This window comes from Methylosinus sp. RM1, assembly GCF_011378635.1.
GTDB classification, from domain to species: Bacteria; Pseudomonadota; Alphaproteobacteria; order Rhizobiales; family Beijerinckiaceae; genus Methylosinus; species Methylosinus sporium.
Map to the genome: position 1 here is coordinate 1 of NZ_WOVC01000027.1, position 15,194 is coordinate 15,194.

The 15,194-nt window shown below is 66.6% G+C and carries 17 protein-coding genes and 2 pseudogenes; 9 read left to right on the top strand and 10 right to left on the bottom strand.

What is annotated here, in order from left to right:
• The 3 genes and pseudogenes from FMZ75_RS15975 to recR form a co-directional block, all read left to right on the top strand.
• Positions 1-570, top strand: a pseudogene (locus FMZ75_RS15975) (DNA polymerase III subunit gamma/tau); the annotation flags it as partial.
• A 25-nt stretch (positions 571-595) separates the two neighbouring features.
• On the top strand, positions 596-919 hold the full coding sequence (locus FMZ75_RS15980) for a YbaB/EbfC family nucleoid-associated protein (protein WP_142861592.1): 324 nt from the start codon (positions 596-598) through the stop codon (positions 917-919).
• 92 nt (positions 920-1,011) lie between these two features.
• Entirely contained in the window at positions 1,012-1,617 is a 606-nt protein-coding gene (gene recR / locus FMZ75_RS15985; protein ID WP_142861593.1) for a recombination mediator RecR, read from the top strand.
• Between the two features lie 245 nt (positions 1,618-1,862).
• Here recR and tolR read toward each other — a convergent pair whose 3' ends face one another.
• The 4 genes from tolR to FMZ75_RS16005 all read right to left on the bottom strand — a co-directional run bounded on the left by tolR (position 1,863) and on the right by FMZ75_RS16005 (position 5,329).
• Positions 1,863-2,312, bottom strand: a complete 450-nt coding sequence (tolR, locus tag FMZ75_RS15990) for a protein TolR (RefSeq protein WP_142861594.1) — start codon at positions 2,310-2,312, stop codon at positions 1,863-1,865.
• Positions 2,293-3,036: a MotA/TolQ/ExbB proton channel family protein gene (locus tag FMZ75_RS15995; RefSeq protein ID WP_166144145.1), complete on the bottom strand. Its 744-nt coding sequence runs from the start codon at positions 3,034-3,036 to the stop codon at positions 2,293-2,295. Before FMZ75_RS15995 ends, tolR begins: the two co-directional genes overlap by 20 nt.
• Positions 3,037-3,162: 126 nt before the next feature.
• Entirely contained in the window at positions 3,163-3,894 is a 732-nt protein-coding gene (locus tag FMZ75_RS16000; protein WP_166144146.1) for an energy transducer TonB, read from the bottom strand.
• Positions 3,895-4,057: 163 nt separating this feature from the next.
• On the bottom strand, positions 4,058-5,329 hold the full coding sequence (locus tag FMZ75_RS16005; RefSeq protein WP_207783473.1) for a TIGR03862 family flavoprotein: 1,272 nt from the start codon (positions 5,327-5,329) through the stop codon (positions 4,058-4,060).
• Positions 5,330-5,369: 40 nt separating this feature from the next.
• Here FMZ75_RS16005 and FMZ75_RS16010 point away from each other — a divergent pair, with 40 nt between their 5' ends.
• Both FMZ75_RS16010 and FMZ75_RS16015 read left to right on the top strand, forming a co-directional pair.
• On the top strand, positions 5,370-6,401 hold the full coding sequence (locus tag FMZ75_RS16010; protein ID WP_166144147.1) for an RluA family pseudouridine synthase: 1,032 nt from the start codon (positions 5,370-5,372) through the stop codon (positions 6,399-6,401).
• Positions 6,402-6,425: 24 nt separating this feature from the next.
• On the top strand, positions 6,426-6,869 hold the full coding sequence (locus tag FMZ75_RS16015) for a DUF2267 domain-containing protein (protein ID WP_166144148.1): 444 nt from the start codon (positions 6,426-6,428) through the stop codon (positions 6,867-6,869).
• Positions 6,870-6,955: 86 nt separating this feature from the next.
• Here FMZ75_RS16015 and FMZ75_RS22195 read toward each other — a convergent pair.
• A pseudogene (locus tag FMZ75_RS22195) lies at positions 6,956-7,198 on the bottom strand (type II toxin-antitoxin system PemK/MazF family toxin); the annotation flags it as partial.
• Positions 7,185-7,415: an NAD(P)H-dependent oxidoreductase gene (locus tag FMZ75_RS16025; protein ID WP_166144149.1), complete on the bottom strand. Its 231-nt coding sequence runs from the start codon at positions 7,413-7,415 to the stop codon at positions 7,185-7,187. The gene FMZ75_RS16025 and the pseudogene FMZ75_RS22195, both read right to left, overlap by 14 nt.
• Positions 7,416-7,746: 331 nt before the next feature.
• On the opposite strand from FMZ75_RS16025, the gene rpoH reads away from it, so the two are divergent.
• The 3 genes from rpoH to msrQ all read left to right on the top strand — a co-directional run bounded on the left by rpoH (position 7,747) and on the right by msrQ (position 10,273).
• Positions 7,747-8,637, top strand: coding sequence for an RNA polymerase sigma factor RpoH (gene rpoH, locus FMZ75_RS16030; protein ID WP_166144150.1), 891 nt, complete (start codon positions 7,747-7,749; stop codon positions 8,635-8,637).
• A gap of 100 nt (positions 8,638-8,737) precedes the next feature.
• Positions 8,738-9,673, top strand: coding sequence for a protein-methionine-sulfoxide reductase catalytic subunit MsrP (gene msrP / locus FMZ75_RS16035; protein ID WP_166144152.1), 936 nt, complete (start codon positions 8,738-8,740; stop codon positions 9,671-9,673).
• Positions 9,674-10,273 (top strand): protein-methionine-sulfoxide reductase heme-binding subunit MsrQ, encoded by a 600-nt coding sequence (gene msrQ / locus FMZ75_RS16040; RefSeq protein WP_166144154.1) that lies wholly within the window; start codon positions 9,674-9,676, stop codon positions 10,271-10,273.
• Positions 10,274-10,286: 13 nt separating this feature from the next.
• Here the strand turns inward: msrQ and FMZ75_RS16045 are convergent, their stop codons facing one another.
• Together FMZ75_RS16045 and FMZ75_RS16050 are read right to left on the bottom strand one after the other, a co-directional pair.
• Positions 10,287-10,574, bottom strand: a complete 288-nt coding sequence (locus FMZ75_RS16045; RefSeq protein ID WP_166144156.1) for a ribbon-helix-helix domain-containing protein — start codon at positions 10,572-10,574, stop codon at positions 10,287-10,289.
• A 4-nt stretch (positions 10,575-10,578) separates the two neighbouring features.
• Positions 10,579-12,543 (bottom strand): glycosyltransferase family 2 protein, encoded by a 1,965-nt coding sequence (locus FMZ75_RS16050; protein WP_166144158.1) that lies wholly within the window; start codon positions 12,541-12,543, stop codon positions 10,579-10,581.
• A 57-nt stretch (positions 12,544-12,600) separates the two neighbouring features.
• On the opposite strand from FMZ75_RS16050, the gene FMZ75_RS16055 reads away from it, so the two are divergent.
• On the top strand, positions 12,601-13,488 hold the full coding sequence (locus tag FMZ75_RS16055) for a transporter substrate-binding domain-containing protein (protein ID WP_108915719.1): 888 nt from the start codon (positions 12,601-12,603) through the stop codon (positions 13,486-13,488).
• Between the two features lie 49 nt (positions 13,489-13,537).
• Here the strand turns inward: FMZ75_RS16055 and FMZ75_RS16060 are convergent, their stop codons facing one another.
• Complete coding sequence (locus FMZ75_RS16060) at positions 13,538-14,002, bottom strand: host attachment protein (RefSeq protein WP_142861607.1); 465 nt, start codon at positions 14,000-14,002, stop codon at positions 13,538-13,540.
• Positions 14,003-14,204: 202 nt separating this feature from the next.
• Positions 14,205-15,086, bottom strand: a complete 882-nt coding sequence (locus FMZ75_RS16065; RefSeq protein WP_166144161.1) for a 3-hydroxybutyryl-CoA dehydrogenase — start codon at positions 15,084-15,086, stop codon at positions 14,205-14,207.
• Between the last annotated feature and the right edge of the window lie 108 nt (positions 15,087-15,194).

Consider the following 15,194-nt stretch of genomic DNA (forward strand, 5'->3'; position numbering starts at 1 on the left):
CCCGCGGCGGCGCCCGTCGAGCGGCCCCCGGTCGCGCTCGCGCCGGCGCCCAAGCCCGCGACTTTCTCGCCCGCGCCTTCGGTGGTCGCGACCAGCGCCGCGCCGGCCCAGCGCCGCGCGGCGGAGCCTTCCCCGGCGGCGGGGGTGAAAATCGCCGATTTCCGCGCGCTCGTGGCCCTGGCGGGCGAGAAACGCGACATACAATTGAAGATCGCGCTCGAGACAGAAGTTCGCCTCGTGCGCTTCGAGCAGGGGCGCATCGAGTTCGAGCTGGCGCCGGGCGGCTCGACGCGGCTTCCGCAGCTCTTGATGCAGAAGCTGCAGGACTGGACCGGGACGCGCTGGCTGGTGGCGCTCGCCGCCGCCGGCGGCGAGCCGACGCTGCGCGAGGAGGCCGTGGCCCGCGAGAGCGAGAAGCGCTCCGGGATCGAGGCCGATCCGCTGGTGGCGAGCATATTGGCGCGGTTTCCCGGCGCGGAGATCGTCGCCGTGCGCGGCAAGGAGACGGAGCAGGCCGCGACGGCCGGCGCCGAATTGGCTTATGACGACGAGGAGCCGGACGACGTCTGAAACGTCGCCGCGCGAGGAGAGAAATATGCTCGACTTCATGGGACTGATGAAGCAGGCGCAGGCCATGCAATCGAAGATGGCCGAGCTGCAAGGGCAGCTCGACCAGACTCTGGTGGAAGGCGAAGCCGGCGGCGGGCTCGTGAAAGTGACGATGACCGCCAAAGGCGCGCTGCAGCGCCTCGCCATCGATCCGAGCCTTTTGAAGCCGGAGGAGAGCGACATTCTCGAGGATCTGATCGTCACCGCCCATGCGCAGGCGCGCGCCAAGGCGGAGGAGACGCTCGCCGAGAAGATGAAGGAAGTGACCGGCGGATTGCAGCTGCCGCCGGGGCTGAAGCTGCCGTTCTGATCGGAGCGAGTAGCGAATAGCGAATAGCGAATAGGTCTACTCGCTATTCGCTATTCGCTACTCGCAATTCGCCACTCACCAGGCTCCCCCCATTGGCCGAACGCATCGCCGGACCCGAGATCGAGCGCCTCGTGCAATTGCTGGCGCGATTGCCCGGGCTCGGGCCGCGTTCGGCGCGGCGGGCCGTGCTGCATCTCATGCGCAAGCGCGAGGAATTGCTCGGCCCGCTCGGCGAGGCGATGCGCGTCGCGCATGAGCGCATTCTCACCTGCACGACCTGCGGTAATATCGACACCAGCGATCCCTGCGCCATCTGCCGCGACACGCGGCGCGACGCCGGCATTCTGGTCATTGTCGAGACGGTGGCCGATCTCTGGGCGCTGGAGCGCGCCGGACTGCTGGCGGCGCGCTATCATGTGCTCGGCGGCGTGCTGTCGCCTCTGGATGGCGTCGGCCCCAATGAGCTCAACATTGCGCGCCTGATGCAGCGCGTGAGCGAAGGCTCCGTGCGCGAGGCGATCATCGCCGTGAACGCCACGGTCGACGGGCAGACGACGGCGCATTATCTCGCCGATCTGCTGGCCCCGCTCGGCGTGAAGACGACGCGCCTCGCCCATGGCGTGCCGGTCGGCGGCGAGCTGGATTATCTCGACGAAGGCACGCTGGCCGCAGCGCTGGAGCGCCGCACGGCGTTTTGAGGCCCCAACGAAAAGCCGGGTCGCCCGCGCGCCTGGGGAGGGGTTGCGCCGACGACCCGTAGTCGGGCCAAGTCGAGGATGCGTGAAATGTCGAGGATTTAGAAAAGTCGGGGCGGCTCGAAACAGGTCGAAGTTGCGAGCAACCTCGCCCCCGCGACGTCATGGCCGGGCTTGTCCCGGCCATGACGGCAGTGTCTCGTTATGTATGAAGCCGATCTCCGCGAGCGGAGCGAACGGAATTCACATCACGGCGCCGAAGCGGATTTCGCTCCGCCCGTCGGCGCCTCGGAGACCAGCGCCACCTTGGAGTAGCCGGCGGAATTGATCGCCCCCATGGCCTCCACGACGCGCCCGTAAGGCACGGTCTTGTCGGCGCGCACATGGATGCGGCGATCCTTGCTGTTGTCGCTGCCCTCGCTGAGCGCGGCGAGCAATCCGTCCGCCGGGACCTCGCGCTTGTCGACGAAGAAGCCTCCGCCCGCGTCGACGCTGACGACGATCGGCGGCTTCTGATCGTTGAGCTGCTTGGCCTGCACCTTCGGCAGATCGACCGGAATGCCGGAGGTCATCAGCGGCGCGGCGACCATGAAGACGATGAGCAGGACGAGCATCACATCGACGAGCGGCGTGACATTGATGTCGGCGATCGGCTGAGAATCGAATTCCGAATCGTGCTTACGCAACGCGAAGGCCATGACGCTCTCCTTTGCGCGACAGATGACGGGACAGCTCGACCTCGAAGACGCCGATGAAGGCGGTCACGCGCTTGCCATAAGCGCCGATGTCGCCGCTGATGCGGTTGTAGAAGACCACCGCCGGAATAGCGGCGACGAGGCCGAGCGCGGTGGCGAACAGCGCCTCCGCAATGCCGGGCGCGACCACCGCGAGGCTGGTGTTGTTGGAGGCGGCGATGCCTTGGAAGGAGTTCATAATGCCCCAAACCGTGCCGAACAGGCCGACGAAAGGCCCGACGGCGCCGATGGTGGCGAGCGCCGGGAGACGCTGCTGCAGCTGATCGAGCGCGGCGGCGCTGGCCAGCACGGAGACGCGATGCACGCGCTCCTGCAGCGCGTCGCGCTGGCCCTCGGAGGCGACGAGATCGGCGGAGCGCTGATATTCCTCCACCGCGGCTCTATAGACCTGTGCGAGCGGATCGCTCGCCGGCGCGGCGGCGAAAGCCGGCGCCACTTCCGTCACCGGAAGATCGTTCTGAACGCTCGCGATGAGCGCGCTGGCGCGGCGATGCAGCAGAGTGAGGCGAATGAGCTTTTCGGCGATCACGGCCCAGCCCCAGGCCGAGGCGAGCAGCAGCAGGACGATGACGGTCTTGACGATCGAATCCGCCTGCAAAAAAAGCTCGATCGGCGAGAGGGCGTGGGCGACGGCGGCGGAGGCCGCGCCGATTGCTGGATCACTCATTTTGGTTTTCGTCCTTGGTCGAGCGGAGAGACGGTATGCGGCGGGAAACTCGCCGCGGTTCTGGTTAGAGTCTTTTGTTTTGACGCGTTTCCAACGCCGAACCGGCGCCCGCTTCGGCTGGAAACGCTAGAAGACGACGCCGCCGCTGACGGCGAAGACGCGTCCGATCGCCGGCAATGATCCGCACCGCGAGCCGACCCGCGTCGCAATGGCGTCGAGCGTGGGATTGCCGGAGGAGGTGACGATGTTGAAGCCGGTCATCGCGCCATTGGCGCCGAAGATGGCGCGATAGGCGACGCGCCCGTGCTTGGGAATGGGGGAGTCGGGCGCGGCGTTGCGCGCCGAGCGCTGCATACAGGAGAGGAATTGATTGGCGGCGATGGATTGCTGCGCATTGGCGTTGGTGGCGACGCCCTGAGAGGGCGCGGCCTCCTGGCGCGGAGCAGCGGTCGGGCGCGGCGTCGGCGGCTTTTTCTCCACCACTTTGGGAACGGGCTTGGGGGCCGGCGGCTTGGGCGGCTCGATCGGCGCGACCGGCTCGATCGCCTCCGGCGGCGGCGGCGGCGTATCGTCGAGCTCCTCGGGCGGAGGAATCTCTTCGGGCGGCGGCTGATCGACCGCCGGACTGGGAACGACCACCAGCTCCAAGGGCTCCTCGACGGTCGGCTCGTTCTGCGGCGCGGAGAAGGTCAACGCCGCGCCGAGCAGCAACGCGTAAGCGAGAATGGCGGCGATTCGCACCGGATAATTCTGACGGTCGCCATTGGGGATCAAGAGAGATTGGGCGGCGCGGACATTAGGCGTCGCCGCGATGGGCTCTCGTCCGAGAATAAGCGATTGTGCTGCCGCAGCTGTCATGGAAAGCTCCCGCATTCGAAACCTTATTCGGCATTTAAGATTATAATTCCTATAGACGCAATAGGCTTAATCGCGCGTTTTGCCGATAGGCTGCGCTTTGTCGCGACAGGCGCTCTCAGAAGAATAATCGACTGCGGCGGCCTCGCTCGACAGATGGTCGTTTTTAAAAATGCGCGCCCCGGCCGACGAGGCCGAGCGCCCGCGCGGCGCCGCGAGCCGCGACGAAAGCGCTCGAAAAGCTCGCCTGAAGCAGATAGCCGCCGGTCGGCGCGTCGAAATCCAGCATTTCGCCGGCGATGAAGACGCCGGGAAGCTTTTTCAGCATCAGATCGTCGTCGAGCGCCGCGAAGCGCACGCCGCCGGCGGTGGAAATCGCGCGCTCGAGGCCAGCCGTCCCGACAATGGCGAGCGGGAGGTTTTTCACGCGCTCGGCGAGCGCTCCGGCCTCCTGCGGCAATGGCCCGGACAAACGCAGCAGCGCGATCTCCTGCTTCGTCAGCCGCAGCGTCTTGCGCAGAAAGGTCGCGAGCGATTGCTTTTCGCGCGGGCGCGCCAGTTTTTGCGCAATCTCTTCGACCGCGCCGCTCGGACGCAGATCGATGTGCAGCGTCGCGGCGCCGTCGCGCGCGATCGCGCGGCGCAGGCCGGAGGCGAGCGCATAGACCGGGCCGCCTTCGAGGCCCGTTCGCGTGATCACAATGTCGCCGAAGACGCGCTCGTCGCAATGGCGCAGAGCAATGGTCTTCAATGGCGTCCCTTCGAAAGCGGCGCGGAATTCCGCCGGCCATTCGACCGTCACGCCGCAATTGGCCGGCGCGAGCGGCGCGATCTCGATTCCCTTCGCGCGCAGGATTTCGGTCCAGCCGCCATCGGCGCCGAGCCGCGGCCAGGAGGCGCCGCCGAGCGCCAAAATCGTCGCATCGGCGGCGATGGCGCGCCGCGCGCCCTGCGCATTCTCGATCAGCAATTCGCCGCCCCCCGCAAAGCCCGCGAAGAGCGCGCGCGTTTCTATGGTCACGCCATTGACGGAGAGCCGCCCGAGCAGCGCCCGCAGCAGCGGCGAGGCCTTGAAGCTCTTGGGGAAGACGCGCCCGCTGGAGCCGACGAAGGTCTCTTCGCCGAGTTCGGCGCAATAGTCGCGCAAGCGTTGCGGCGGAAAGGCGCGGATGATCGGGCCGAGCCGATCTGCGGCTTCGCCATAGCGGGCGATAAGCCTATCGAGCGGCTCGCTATGCGTGATATTGAGGCCGCCGCGCCCGGCCATCAGAAATTTGCGGGCGACGCTCGGCTTGCGCTCATAGACGGTCACGCTCGCGCCCTGCTGCGCGAGCTGGTCCGCGGCGAAGAGACCGGCCGGTCCGCCGCCGACGATGACGCAATTCGGCGTGGATGGGGCGGGCGTGATGGTCGGGCTCCGATACGAAATCGAGGACAGGCGCGCTGGTTAGCACGCCGACAGCATGAGAAGGAAATCCATGCGCGAAGGCGCCGCAGAAATCGCTTTGATCGAAGAGGAAGACGATATTCTGTTCTCCTTCGAGGTTCCCCCGGAGGCGGCGGGGGCGCGGCTCGATCGCTTCCTCGCCGAGCGGCCGGAGCTCGTCGCCGCGCATCTCTCCCGCACACGGCTGAAAGCGCTGATCGAGGACGGGCGGCTGACGATCGGCGGCGGCGCCGCGCGCGACGCCAGCCGCCGCCTCGCCGCGGGCGATTCCGTCACCCTCGCCGTGCCGCCGCCCGAGCCCGCCGAGCCGCAGCCAGAAAATATTCCGCTGAATGTGGTGTTCGAAGACGCGCATCTGCTGGTCGTCGACAAGTCCGCCGGCCTCGTGGTGCATCCCGCCCATGGCCATGAGACGGGAACGCTGGTCAACGCGCTGCTCGCCCATTGCGGCGCGAGCCTATCCGGCATAGGCGGCGTCAAAAAGCCCGGCATCGTGCATCGCATCGACAAGGACACCTCCGGCCTGCTGGTCGTCGCCAAGACCGACGCCGCGCATAAGGGCCTGTCGCGCCTCTTCGAGGATCACGGCCGCAAGCTGCATCTGGTGCGCGAATATCTCGCCTTCGTCTGGGGCGCGCCTGAGCGTCGCCATGGCGTGATCGAGGCGCCCATCGGCCGCCACTCGACGCAGCGCGAGAAAATGGCCGTCGTGCCCGAAGAGCGCGGCCGCGAGGCGGTGACGCATTGGGAGCTGGTCGAGCGCTTCGGACCTGCGTCACTCGTGGCCTGCCAGCTCGAGACCGGCCGCACGCATCAGATTCGCGTGCATATGGCCCATATCGGCCATCCGCTGATCGGCGACGCGACCTATGGCGCCGGCTTCAAGACCAAGACCGCGCTGCTCGCGCCCGCCGCCCGCGCCGCCGTGGAGACGCTCGGCCGCCAGGCGCTGCACGCGGCCTCGCTCGGCTTCGCTCATCCGGTGACGCGCGAGGAGCTGATGTTCGAGAGCGAATTGCCGGAAGACCTCACGGCTCTGCAGAAGGCGCTCGAGGCGAGCTGACCCGCTACCACAAGACCACGAGCCATGCCGATTCCGATGGAGTATCAGCACGCCTCAGAGGAGTTCGAGCGCTTCCTGCGGCTCGTCGTCGAACGCACAGGGCTGACGACGCGCAATCAGGCCTATACGACGGCGCAGGGCGTTCTGCTGACATTCCGCCGACGCCTCGAAATTTCGGACGCCATTCGCTTCGCGGGCGCGCTTCCTCCGGTGCTACGCGCGATCTTCGTCGCCGATTGGGACGTGGAGGAGCCGCCGCGCGCATTCTCGTCCCGAGCGGCGCTGACGGAGGAAGTCCGATCCTTGCGGCGCGGCCATAATTTTTCGCCCGACAGCGCCATCGTCGATGTCGCCGGCGCTCTGCGCGCCTGCGTGGACGAGGCGGAATTCGATCGCATGCTGGCGACGCTCCCGCCCGGCGCCGCGGAGTTCTGGCGTGTCGCCCCGGCCGGTTCAGGCTTCGCTTGAAAACACTTTAGAGAGCGAGCTGGGACTCTAATCGCTCGCTCGACGGCCTCCATATCGTCTCGCGATAGCTTCCCGAGGCGATCTCTGAACCGTTCCTTCGCTGCGGTCGTCAATTGATCCGCCATCGCTTTGCTCTGCTTGGCGCCGATGGAGACCACGGCTTCGCTCGGATAGAGCCTCCCGGTGTTGCTGGTCAGTGGCACGACCTGCACCCGGTTCAAGGCGGCGTTGGCGGCGTCGTTGCTGACGATGACGGCTGGCCTGCGCTTGCGTATCTCGCCCCCTTTCGAGGAGTCGAAGTCGATCCACCAAACCTCACCGCGCAGCATTGCGCGCGTCCGCGATCAGAGCCTCGCTCCAGTCCAGCGCCTCCTGCTCGCGCGTCGCATCCGCCGCCATCGCGCGATAGGCGTCGGCGAGATCGTCGCTCAACACATGCGGTCGCGCCAAATCCTCGAGGAAGCGGCTGATCTTCCTTCGTCCAATGACGCGGACCAAGCCGTCATAAACCGCTTCGTCGATCGTGATCGTCACCTTCTTCTGCATAGCGCAACCTCGGGTCGTTTCGACAGAGCATAGGTGGAGATTAGCATCCGCAAGAGGTAGACGCATTCGCATTCGCGCATCGTCCGCGCCTGCGCCGCCTCTGCGCGTGACGCCGCGCCGCCGCGCGCTAAGTAGCGTTGGCAATCTGCGACGCCCCCTTTGCGACGCCCCTACGCACATTACAGAAATTTAACCCGACGGCCATTCGGCGCTTAGCGAACAGCCATCTTTCGGCCATGCTCGGATCGGTCTATATTGAGGCGTTGCGGCCGGCGCTCGCGGTCGCGCATTACGGGCTCGCCGCATATCGGGGGCCCGTCAGGAGGTGAAAATGGCGAACGCCCTGCCCATCGTCTCCGGTGAAAGCGGCCTCGCGCGATACCTCGCCGAGATCCGCCGGTTCCCCATGCTGGAGCCGCAGGAAGAATATATGCTCGCAAAGCGCTGGCGCGAGCACGAGGACCCGCAAGCCGCGCAAAAGCTCGTCACCTCCCATCTGCGGCTCGTCGCCAAGATCGCCATGGGCTATCGCGGCTATGGCCTGCCGATCGGCGAGATCGTGTCCGAGGGCAATGTCGGCCTGATGCAGGCGGTCAAGCGCTTCGAGCCGGACCGCGGCTTTCGGCTGGCCACCTACGCCATGTGGTGGATCCGCGCCTCGATCCAGGAATATATCCTGCGCTCCTGGTCGCTCGTGAAAATGGGCACCACCGCGAGCCAGAAGAAGCTGTTCTTCAATCTCCGCAAGGCCAAGAGCAAGATTTCGGCCTTCGAGGACGGCGATCTGACGCCCGAGCATGTCGAGACGATCGCCACCCGCCTCGGCGTCTCCAAGCAGGACGTAATCGAGATGAACCGCCGTATGGCCGGCGACGCCTCGCTCAATGCGCCGCTGCGCGAGGAAGGCGAAGGCGAGTGGCAGGACTGGCTCGTCGACGATTCCTCCACCGATCAGGAGCATGTGCTCATGCATCAGGAGGAGAGCGACAATCGGCTGGACGCGTTGCGTGGCGCGCTGACCGTGCTCAACCCGCGCGAGCGCCGCATCTTCGAGGCGCGCCGCCTCTCCGACGATCCCGTCACGCTCGAGGATTTGTCGGAGGAGTTCGGCGTCTCCCGCGAGCGCGTGCGGCAAATCGAGGTCCGCGCCTTCGAGAAGGTGCAGTCCGCTGTGCGCGCCGGAATTGCGCGGCTCGAGGCGCTGCCCGCGGCCTCGCTCTGACGCGAGACGCGCGCGGCGTAACGCTCGCGCGCCGGCCGACGAAATAGGAGCGGCGGACCCGATAGGGCCGGCCGCTCTTTCTTTTTGCCCGAGGCGCGAAATGCTGATTCGCCATTCGCCCGACATCGCCCCATCCGAGATCACGCCGCGCTCCCTCTATCTGCGGCGGCGCGAGTTTCTCGCCGGCTTCGGCGCGGGCCTCGCTTTCGCGGGCGCGGCGCAGGCGGCGCCGCTCGCCGCCGCGCGCAGCGCTTTCTCGACCAACGAGCCCAAGACGCCGCGGGCGGATGTGCTGGCCTATAATAATTTCTACGAGTTCGGCGGCCGCAAGAGCGATCCGGCCGACAACGCTCATACGCTGACCACCGAGCCCTGGACGGTGCGAATCGACGGACTCGTCGCAAAGCCCGCGGATTATCGGCTCGAGGACCTGATAAAACCGCTCGCGCTCGAGGAACGCGTCTATCGAATGCGCTGCGTCGAAGGCTGGTCCATGGTCATTCCCTGGATCGGCGCGCCCCTCTCGGAGATATTGAAGCGCGTAGAACCTCTGGGCTCCGCCAAATATGTGGCCTTCGAGACTCTGGTGCGGCCGGAGGAAATGCCCGGCCAGAAGGGCCTGCTGCAGCTTCTGCCCTGGCCCTATGTCGAGGGGCTGCGGCTCGACGAGGCGCTGCATCCGCTCACAATTCTCGCCACCGGCCTCTATGGCGAGACGCTGCCCAATCAGAATGGCGCGCCGCTGCGGCTGGTGGTTCCGTGGAAATATGGCTTCAAGGGCATCAAATCCATCGTGCGCATTTCGCTCGTGGAGACGCAGCCCAAGACGTCCTGGAACATTCAAAATCCGCGCGAATACGGCTTCTATTCCAACGTCAACCCCAATGTCGACCATCCGCGCTGGAGCCAGGCCACAGAGCGGCGGATCGGCGAGGGCGGACTCTTCGCCAAAAGGCGGCCGACGCTGATGTACAATGGCTATGCCGATCAGGTCGCCTCGCTCTATAGCGGCATGGACCTCGAGCGGTATTTTTAAATGCGCGCCGCTCTCCGCATCCCAAAGCTCGTCGTCTATGTCGCGGGCCTCGTCCCGGCGGCCTGGACCTTTTATCTCGGCCTTCAGGACCGGCTGGGGCCGGAGCCGATCAAGGCCCTGGAGCAGGAGCTCGGGCTCTGGTCCTTGCGCTTTCTGCTGCTGTGCCTGCTGATCTCGCCGCTGCGCCGCGCGGGCGTCGATCTCTCGCGCTATCGCCGCGCGCTGGGGCTGCTCGCCTTCTATTATGCGGCGCTGCATCTTTCCGCCTATGTCGCGCTCGACCATGGCTTCGACTGGTCCGCCATAGGCCGCGATATTTTGAAGCGGCCCTATGTGACGATCGGCATGGCGGCTTTCGTCATCCTCGTCCCTCTGGCCGCGACGTCCAACAACGCGGCGATCCGCCGGCTCGGGGCCGCTGCCTGGGCGCGGCTGCACCGACTCGTCTATGTCGCGGCCATATTGGCGGCGGCGCATTTTCTGCTGATCGTGAAATCCTGGCCGGCGGAGCCCCTGCTCTACGCCGCCGCCACAATCGCTCTACTGGCCGCGCGGGCGCTTCCCGCCGCTCGCCGCGCGCGGACGGCGCCGGCGTCGTGATCTGACCGGCGCGTCAGCCGCGGCCGAGCGCCCGCTCCATTGCGTAGACGCGCAGCGCCGAGGAGAGATTGGCGCGGCCGCGGGCGGCGTCCACGCGCGCGACGAGGCCGGCGAGCGAGCAGCCGTCCTCCTCCGCCGCCCGCTTCAACGCCTCCCAGAACACACGCTCGAGCGAGACGCTGGTGCTGTGGCCGGCGATGACCAGCGAATGTTTGGCGATCGTGGAAGACGAATCCTCCTGCGCCGAGGCCGGGTCGAATGTCGCGGCCGAAGCGTCTTTGGCGCGCGCGCGTCTGGTCATGGTCTCATCGGCTCCGCGCTCCGGCGATCGGAAAATGCTCGGTCTTGTCCCAATAGAAGGGCCTGACGCACAGCTCGCGCAAGGCGCGCCAGGCGGCGAAGGACAGCATCAGACCCCACAGCGGCCAGCGCAACAGCGCCGGCCAGAGCCAGAGAATGTCTGCCTCGCCCATGGCGACGAGGCGCGGCCGAACGCTCGCCGCGAGCCCGCCGCAGGCGACGGCGCAATAAAGGCCGCTGGCGAGACCGTCGCCGAGCGTCGACGGCGCCAGCAGCGCCCCGAAGGCTGCGTCATAGGCGAGAAAGAACAAGAAAATCGGCGCATGGAGCGGCGCGACGAAGCCGCCTGCCAGCAGGACCAGCGCCGCCGCTCCGCGCAGGAGGCCGAGGTCGGCGAAATAGGCGGAAGGGTCGCGGCAATGGACGAGAGCGGTCTGCATCCAGCCTTTCATCCAGCGGCTGCGCTGCGTCAACAGAGCCGAAAAGCGCGTCGGCGCCTGCTCCTGCGTGCGCGAGGCGAAGGTGCGGATCGCATAGCCGCGCCGCAGCAGCCGCAGGCCGAGATCGGCGTCCTCCGTCACATTGAATGCGTCCCAGGCGCCGACGGCGCGCAGCGCCGAAAGGCGAAAATGATTGGAGGAGCCGCCGAGAAAAAACGGCAGGCCGGCCGCCGAGGCGCCCTTGTCGATCACCTCGAACAAGACCGCGTAATCGATGCAGAACATGGCCGTCATCCAATTGCGCCGATGATTGTGGATGAAGAGGCTGGCTTGCAGGCAGGCGAGATTTTCATCGGCCGCGGCGAAAAGCGCGGCGGCGTCGCGCAGCTGGCGGCGATCGGGCAGATCCTCGGCGTCGAAAATGGCGACCAGCGAGCCGCGCAAAAAGGGAACCGCCACATTGAGCGCGCGCGGCTTGGTGCGCGGCGCGCCGGACGGCGCGACGATAATCTCCCAGCCCGGCCGCAGACGCGCGGCGCGCAGGGCCGCGGAGGTTTCGAGATCGTCGCATTCGACGACGAATTTCACGTCGAGCTTGGCGGGCGGATAGTCGATCGCGCGGAGCGCCTCGGTCAATTGCGGAACGACGCCGGCCTCGTCATAGAGCGCCACGACGATGGAATAGACTGGGAGATCGCGCTCCTCCAGCGCGGGCGCCGTCTCGCGCCCGCGGCCGCGCATCGCGCAGACATGAAGACGCAGGCCTATATTGGCGAGGAACAGCGCAGCGAGCAGCGCCGCGACGCTCGAGGCGATCGGCGGCGCCGGCGCGAGCCAAGCTGCGATCAGAGCGAGATTGCCGAGCGCGAAGCCGAGCGGCGCGCGGCCGTGGAGCGCCCGCCGCGCGGCGAGCTCCGGCGTGACGCGCTCCACCGAATAGGCGGCGGCCTCGGCGAGCTTGCGCGCCGAGCGGCGGCGCAACGCCTCCTCGAACACGAAGGGGCGCGTGAGCGCGAAGAGCGGCCGCCCGGCCGAGGACCGCGTCACGCCGACGAGCCGGGATATCTGCTCGCCGCGCGGCGCGAACAGAAAGCGCAGGCCCCTCGGCTCCTCGGCGAGACGGGCGTAGCCGCGCGCGACATCCAGCTCGATGCTGTCCGAGGGCTCGAGCGCGGGCGGAGGATCGAGATAGGGAACGCTGAGCTCGGTCGCCAGAATGCGATAGAAGCGCTCTTCGGGAATCAGCCCTTCGGCGATCAGCGCGACATCGGCCGTGACGCCCTGACGGCGGGCGATGGTCGCGCCATATTGCAGCAGAACCAGTGGCGCGCCATGTGCGGCGAGAAAGGCGATCTCGGCGGGGAGCGGCCGGCCCGCGCCGGGCGTCGGCGTCTCCGGCGCTGGGCGCGCGCGTTGGCGGGCGAGCGCGGATTCGCTCGCAGCCTCACGCCGGCGCGCAAATCCGGCGCTGTCGTCGCGATGCGGAATCGGCGGATACGGCGAAACCCTATCGACCGGATTCACGCTCATACGCTAATCTCCGCGACGCGCGGGCTCCCGCCGCGCCGTGCGGCTGCGAGGCCTCGAATGATCTGCGAGAAAAGAACAGTGGCGGAAGCTTGGCGCAGAAGCTCGATTTTGACAAGCTTTCGCTCGGCGCTCGTCATTTTATTACTAGCGGGCGCTTCGTCGCGCGCTGCGGAGACGACCAATGCGGCCGCTCCTTCCTTCTGGGACCCGTCGCGCAAAATAGAAAAGCCCGACCTCTCCGCGATCAAGCAAATCCGCTTTCTCACCGAGGATGATTTTCCGCCTTTCGATTTCGCTCTGCCGGACGGAACGATCGCCGGCTTCAATGTCGATCTGGCGCGCGCCATTTGCGAGGAGCTGGAGCTTCCCTGCACCATTCAGCGCCGCCGCTGGGACACGCTGGCCGCAGCGCTCGACGAGAACGCCGGCGACGCCGCCATCGCCTCCTTCGCCATCACCGCCGAGACGCGCAAGAAAATGGATTTCACCGCGCCCTATTACACGACGCCGGGCCGCTTCGTGACGCGCACGGATTCGACGCTTCCCGGCGCCGCGCCGGAAGCGCTCGCCGATCGCACCATAGCGGTCGCCGCCGACAGCGCGCATGAGGCCTATCTGCGCAAATTCTTTCCCAAATCGACGCTGGCGACCTATCCCACCGCGCAGCAGGCGCGCACGGCGCTGAAGGAGGGCCGCGCCCATGCGATGTTCGGCGACGCCATATCGCTGGCCTTTTGGCTGAACGGCGCCGACGCCGCCGATTGCTGCATGTTCAAGGACGGGCCTTATTCCGATCCGAATTTTTTCGGCGACGGCGTCGGCGTCGCCGTGAAAAAGAACAATATAGCGCTGCGCCGCGCCCTGGATTACGCGCTCGCGCGCGTCGCCCAGAAGGGCGTCTACGCCGAGCTCTATCTGAAATATTTTCCGCTGGGGCCTTATTGAGAATCCCCGCTCCCTCGCCGCATGAGCGAGGAGCGGGGCGAAGGCGGCCTCATCCTTCCGCGCGGAATTCGCGCGCCAGGGCCTTCTCGATCTCGGGCAGAGGATGGCGGGTCAGATCCTTGTCCAGCTCGCCCTTCACTTTGCTCTTGGCTTTTTGGCTCAGCTCCTGCCGCAGATCGCCGAGCACGCGCGGCGGGGCGATGATGACGATCTCGCTCAATTCGCCGGCCTCGGCGGCGGTGTTGATCCGCTCGGCGATCGCGCGAGCGAAATGCTCTTTCTCCAGCTCGTGCCAATCGGCGTTCTCGACGGCGCTGCGCGGCGCGCCCGCCGTGCCATAGGCGCGGCCCGGCGCATCGCTGCCCTGCTCGCGGGTCGGCGGATTTTCATCCACCCGCGCCTCCATGACGCGCAGGTCGAGCAGATCGGGATCGCCGTGATTTTGCAGAAACAAGGCCCTGCGGCCGTCGCCGACGAGAACCCAGGCCCCATTGTGAACGGCAATATTGGTCATGTTTTTCGTCTTTCGTTGAACGCCCACGAGACTCCATTTGGGAAGGCGGCGCGGCGTCGGCAACCGCGGTCGATTGCCGCGCTCTGGCTCCGCGCGTCGTCGTCGACCGGCGCGCGGCGACGGCCGCGCTCGTCCGCTTCATCGAAAGTGAAGGGTTTTGCGAGTCTTCGGGCTCGCTTCTCCGAATGAGCCGAAAACCGCCTCAGCGGGTCGGGACGGGCGTGCCGCTGCGGTAATCGTAGAAGCCGCGCTGCGTCTTGCGGCCGAGCCAGCCGGCCTCGACATATTTCACCAGCAGCGGACAGGGCCGATATTTGGAGTCGGCCAGCCCCTCGTGCAGCACCTGCATCACCGAGAGGCAGACGTCGAGGCCGATGAAATCGGCGAGCTGCAGCGGACCCATCGGATGATTGGCTCCGAGCTTCATCGCCGTGTCGATCGCCTCCACCGAGCCGACGCCCTCATAGAGCGTGTAGATCGCCTCGTTTATCATCGGCAGCAGGATGCGATTGACGATGAAGGCCGGGAAATCCTCCGACACCGTCACCGTCTTGCCGAGCTCGCCGATGAATTGCTTGGCCGCCTCGAAGGTCTTGTCCTCGGTGGCGATGCCGCGAATCACCTCGACGAGCTGCATCTTCGGCACCGGATTCATGAAATGAATGCCGATGAACTGCTCCGGCCGCCCCGTCACCGCGGCGAGCCGGGTGATGGAAATGGAGGAGGTGTTGGTGCCGATGAAGGCGCCCGGCCGCAGCTTGGGGCCGAGCTCGGTGAGGATGCCGCGCTTGACCTCCTCATTCTCGGTGGCGGCCTCGATCACGAGGTCGCTGTCCGAAAAAGCGGCGTAATCCTTGGCCGGATGGATGCGGGCGACGGCGGCCTTGCGGGCCTCCTCGTCGATCTGGCCGCGCTCCACCGCCTTGGCGAGATACGTCGCTATGTCGTCCAGCCCGGCGGCGATGCGGCTCTCCGAGAGGTCGTTGAGCGCCACGTCGAAACCCGCGACCGCGCAGACCTGAGCAATGCCCTTGCCCATCTGCCCGGCGCCGACAATGCCGATCTTGCGAATTTCAGAGCCCATCTTTCGAACACCACCAGCGAGAAGCGGAGCGCTTCCAATTCAGTATAGCGCGCGTTCGGCCTTTGTGAAAACCGGCGTTTGCACCGCAGCGAAACAGGCCGCTTCATC

Coding starts and splice junctions, on each gene's coding strand:
- tolR (WP_142861594.1), bottom strand. CDS start 2,312: ATGGCCTTCGCGTTGCGTAAGCACGATTCGGAATTCGATTCTCAGCCG.
- msrP (WP_166144152.1), top strand. CDS start 8,738: ATGCTGATTCGCCATTCGCCCGACATCGCCCCATCCGAGATCACGCCG.
- FMZ75_RS16060 (WP_142861607.1), bottom strand. CDS start 14,002: ATGACCAATATTGCCGTTCACAATGGGGCCTGGGTTCTCGTCGGCGAC.
- FMZ75_RS16025 (WP_166144149.1), bottom strand. CDS start 7,415: ATGCAGAAGAAGGTGACGATCACGATCGACGAAGCGGTTTATGACGGC.
- msrQ (WP_166144154.1), top strand. CDS start 9,674: ATGCGCGCCGCTCTCCGCATCCCAAAGCTCGTCGTCTATGTCGCGGGC.
- rpoH (WP_166144150.1), top strand. CDS start 7,747: ATGGCGAACGCCCTGCCCATCGTCTCCGGTGAAAGCGGCCTCGCGCGA.
- FMZ75_RS16045 (WP_166144156.1), bottom strand. CDS start 10,574: ATGACCAGACGCGCGCGCGCCAAAGACGCTTCGGCCGCGACATTCGAC.
- FMZ75_RS16050 (WP_166144158.1), bottom strand. CDS start 12,543: ATGAGCGTGAATCCGGTCGATAGGGTTTCGCCGTATCCGCCGATTCCG.
- FMZ75_RS15995 (WP_166144145.1), bottom strand. CDS start 3,036: ATGAGTGATCCAGCAATCGGCGCGGCCTCCGCCGCCGTCGCCCACGCC.
- FMZ75_RS16000 (WP_166144146.1), bottom strand. CDS start 3,894: ATGACAGCTGCGGCAGCACAATCGCTTATTCTCGGACGAGAGCCCATC.
- FMZ75_RS16055 (WP_108915719.1), top strand. CDS start 12,601: ATGATCTGCGAGAAAAGAACAGTGGCGGAAGCTTGGCGCAGAAGCTCG.
- FMZ75_RS16065 (WP_166144161.1), bottom strand. CDS start 15,086: ATGGGCTCTGAAATTCGCAAGATCGGCATTGTCGGCGCCGGGCAGATG.
- FMZ75_RS16010 (WP_166144147.1), top strand. CDS start 5,370: ATGCGCGAAGGCGCCGCAGAAATCGCTTTGATCGAAGAGGAAGACGAT.
- FMZ75_RS16015 (WP_166144148.1), top strand. CDS start 6,426: ATGCCGATTCCGATGGAGTATCAGCACGCCTCAGAGGAGTTCGAGCGC.
- FMZ75_RS15980 (WP_142861592.1), top strand. CDS start 596: ATGCTCGACTTCATGGGACTGATGAAGCAGGCGCAGGCCATGCAATCG.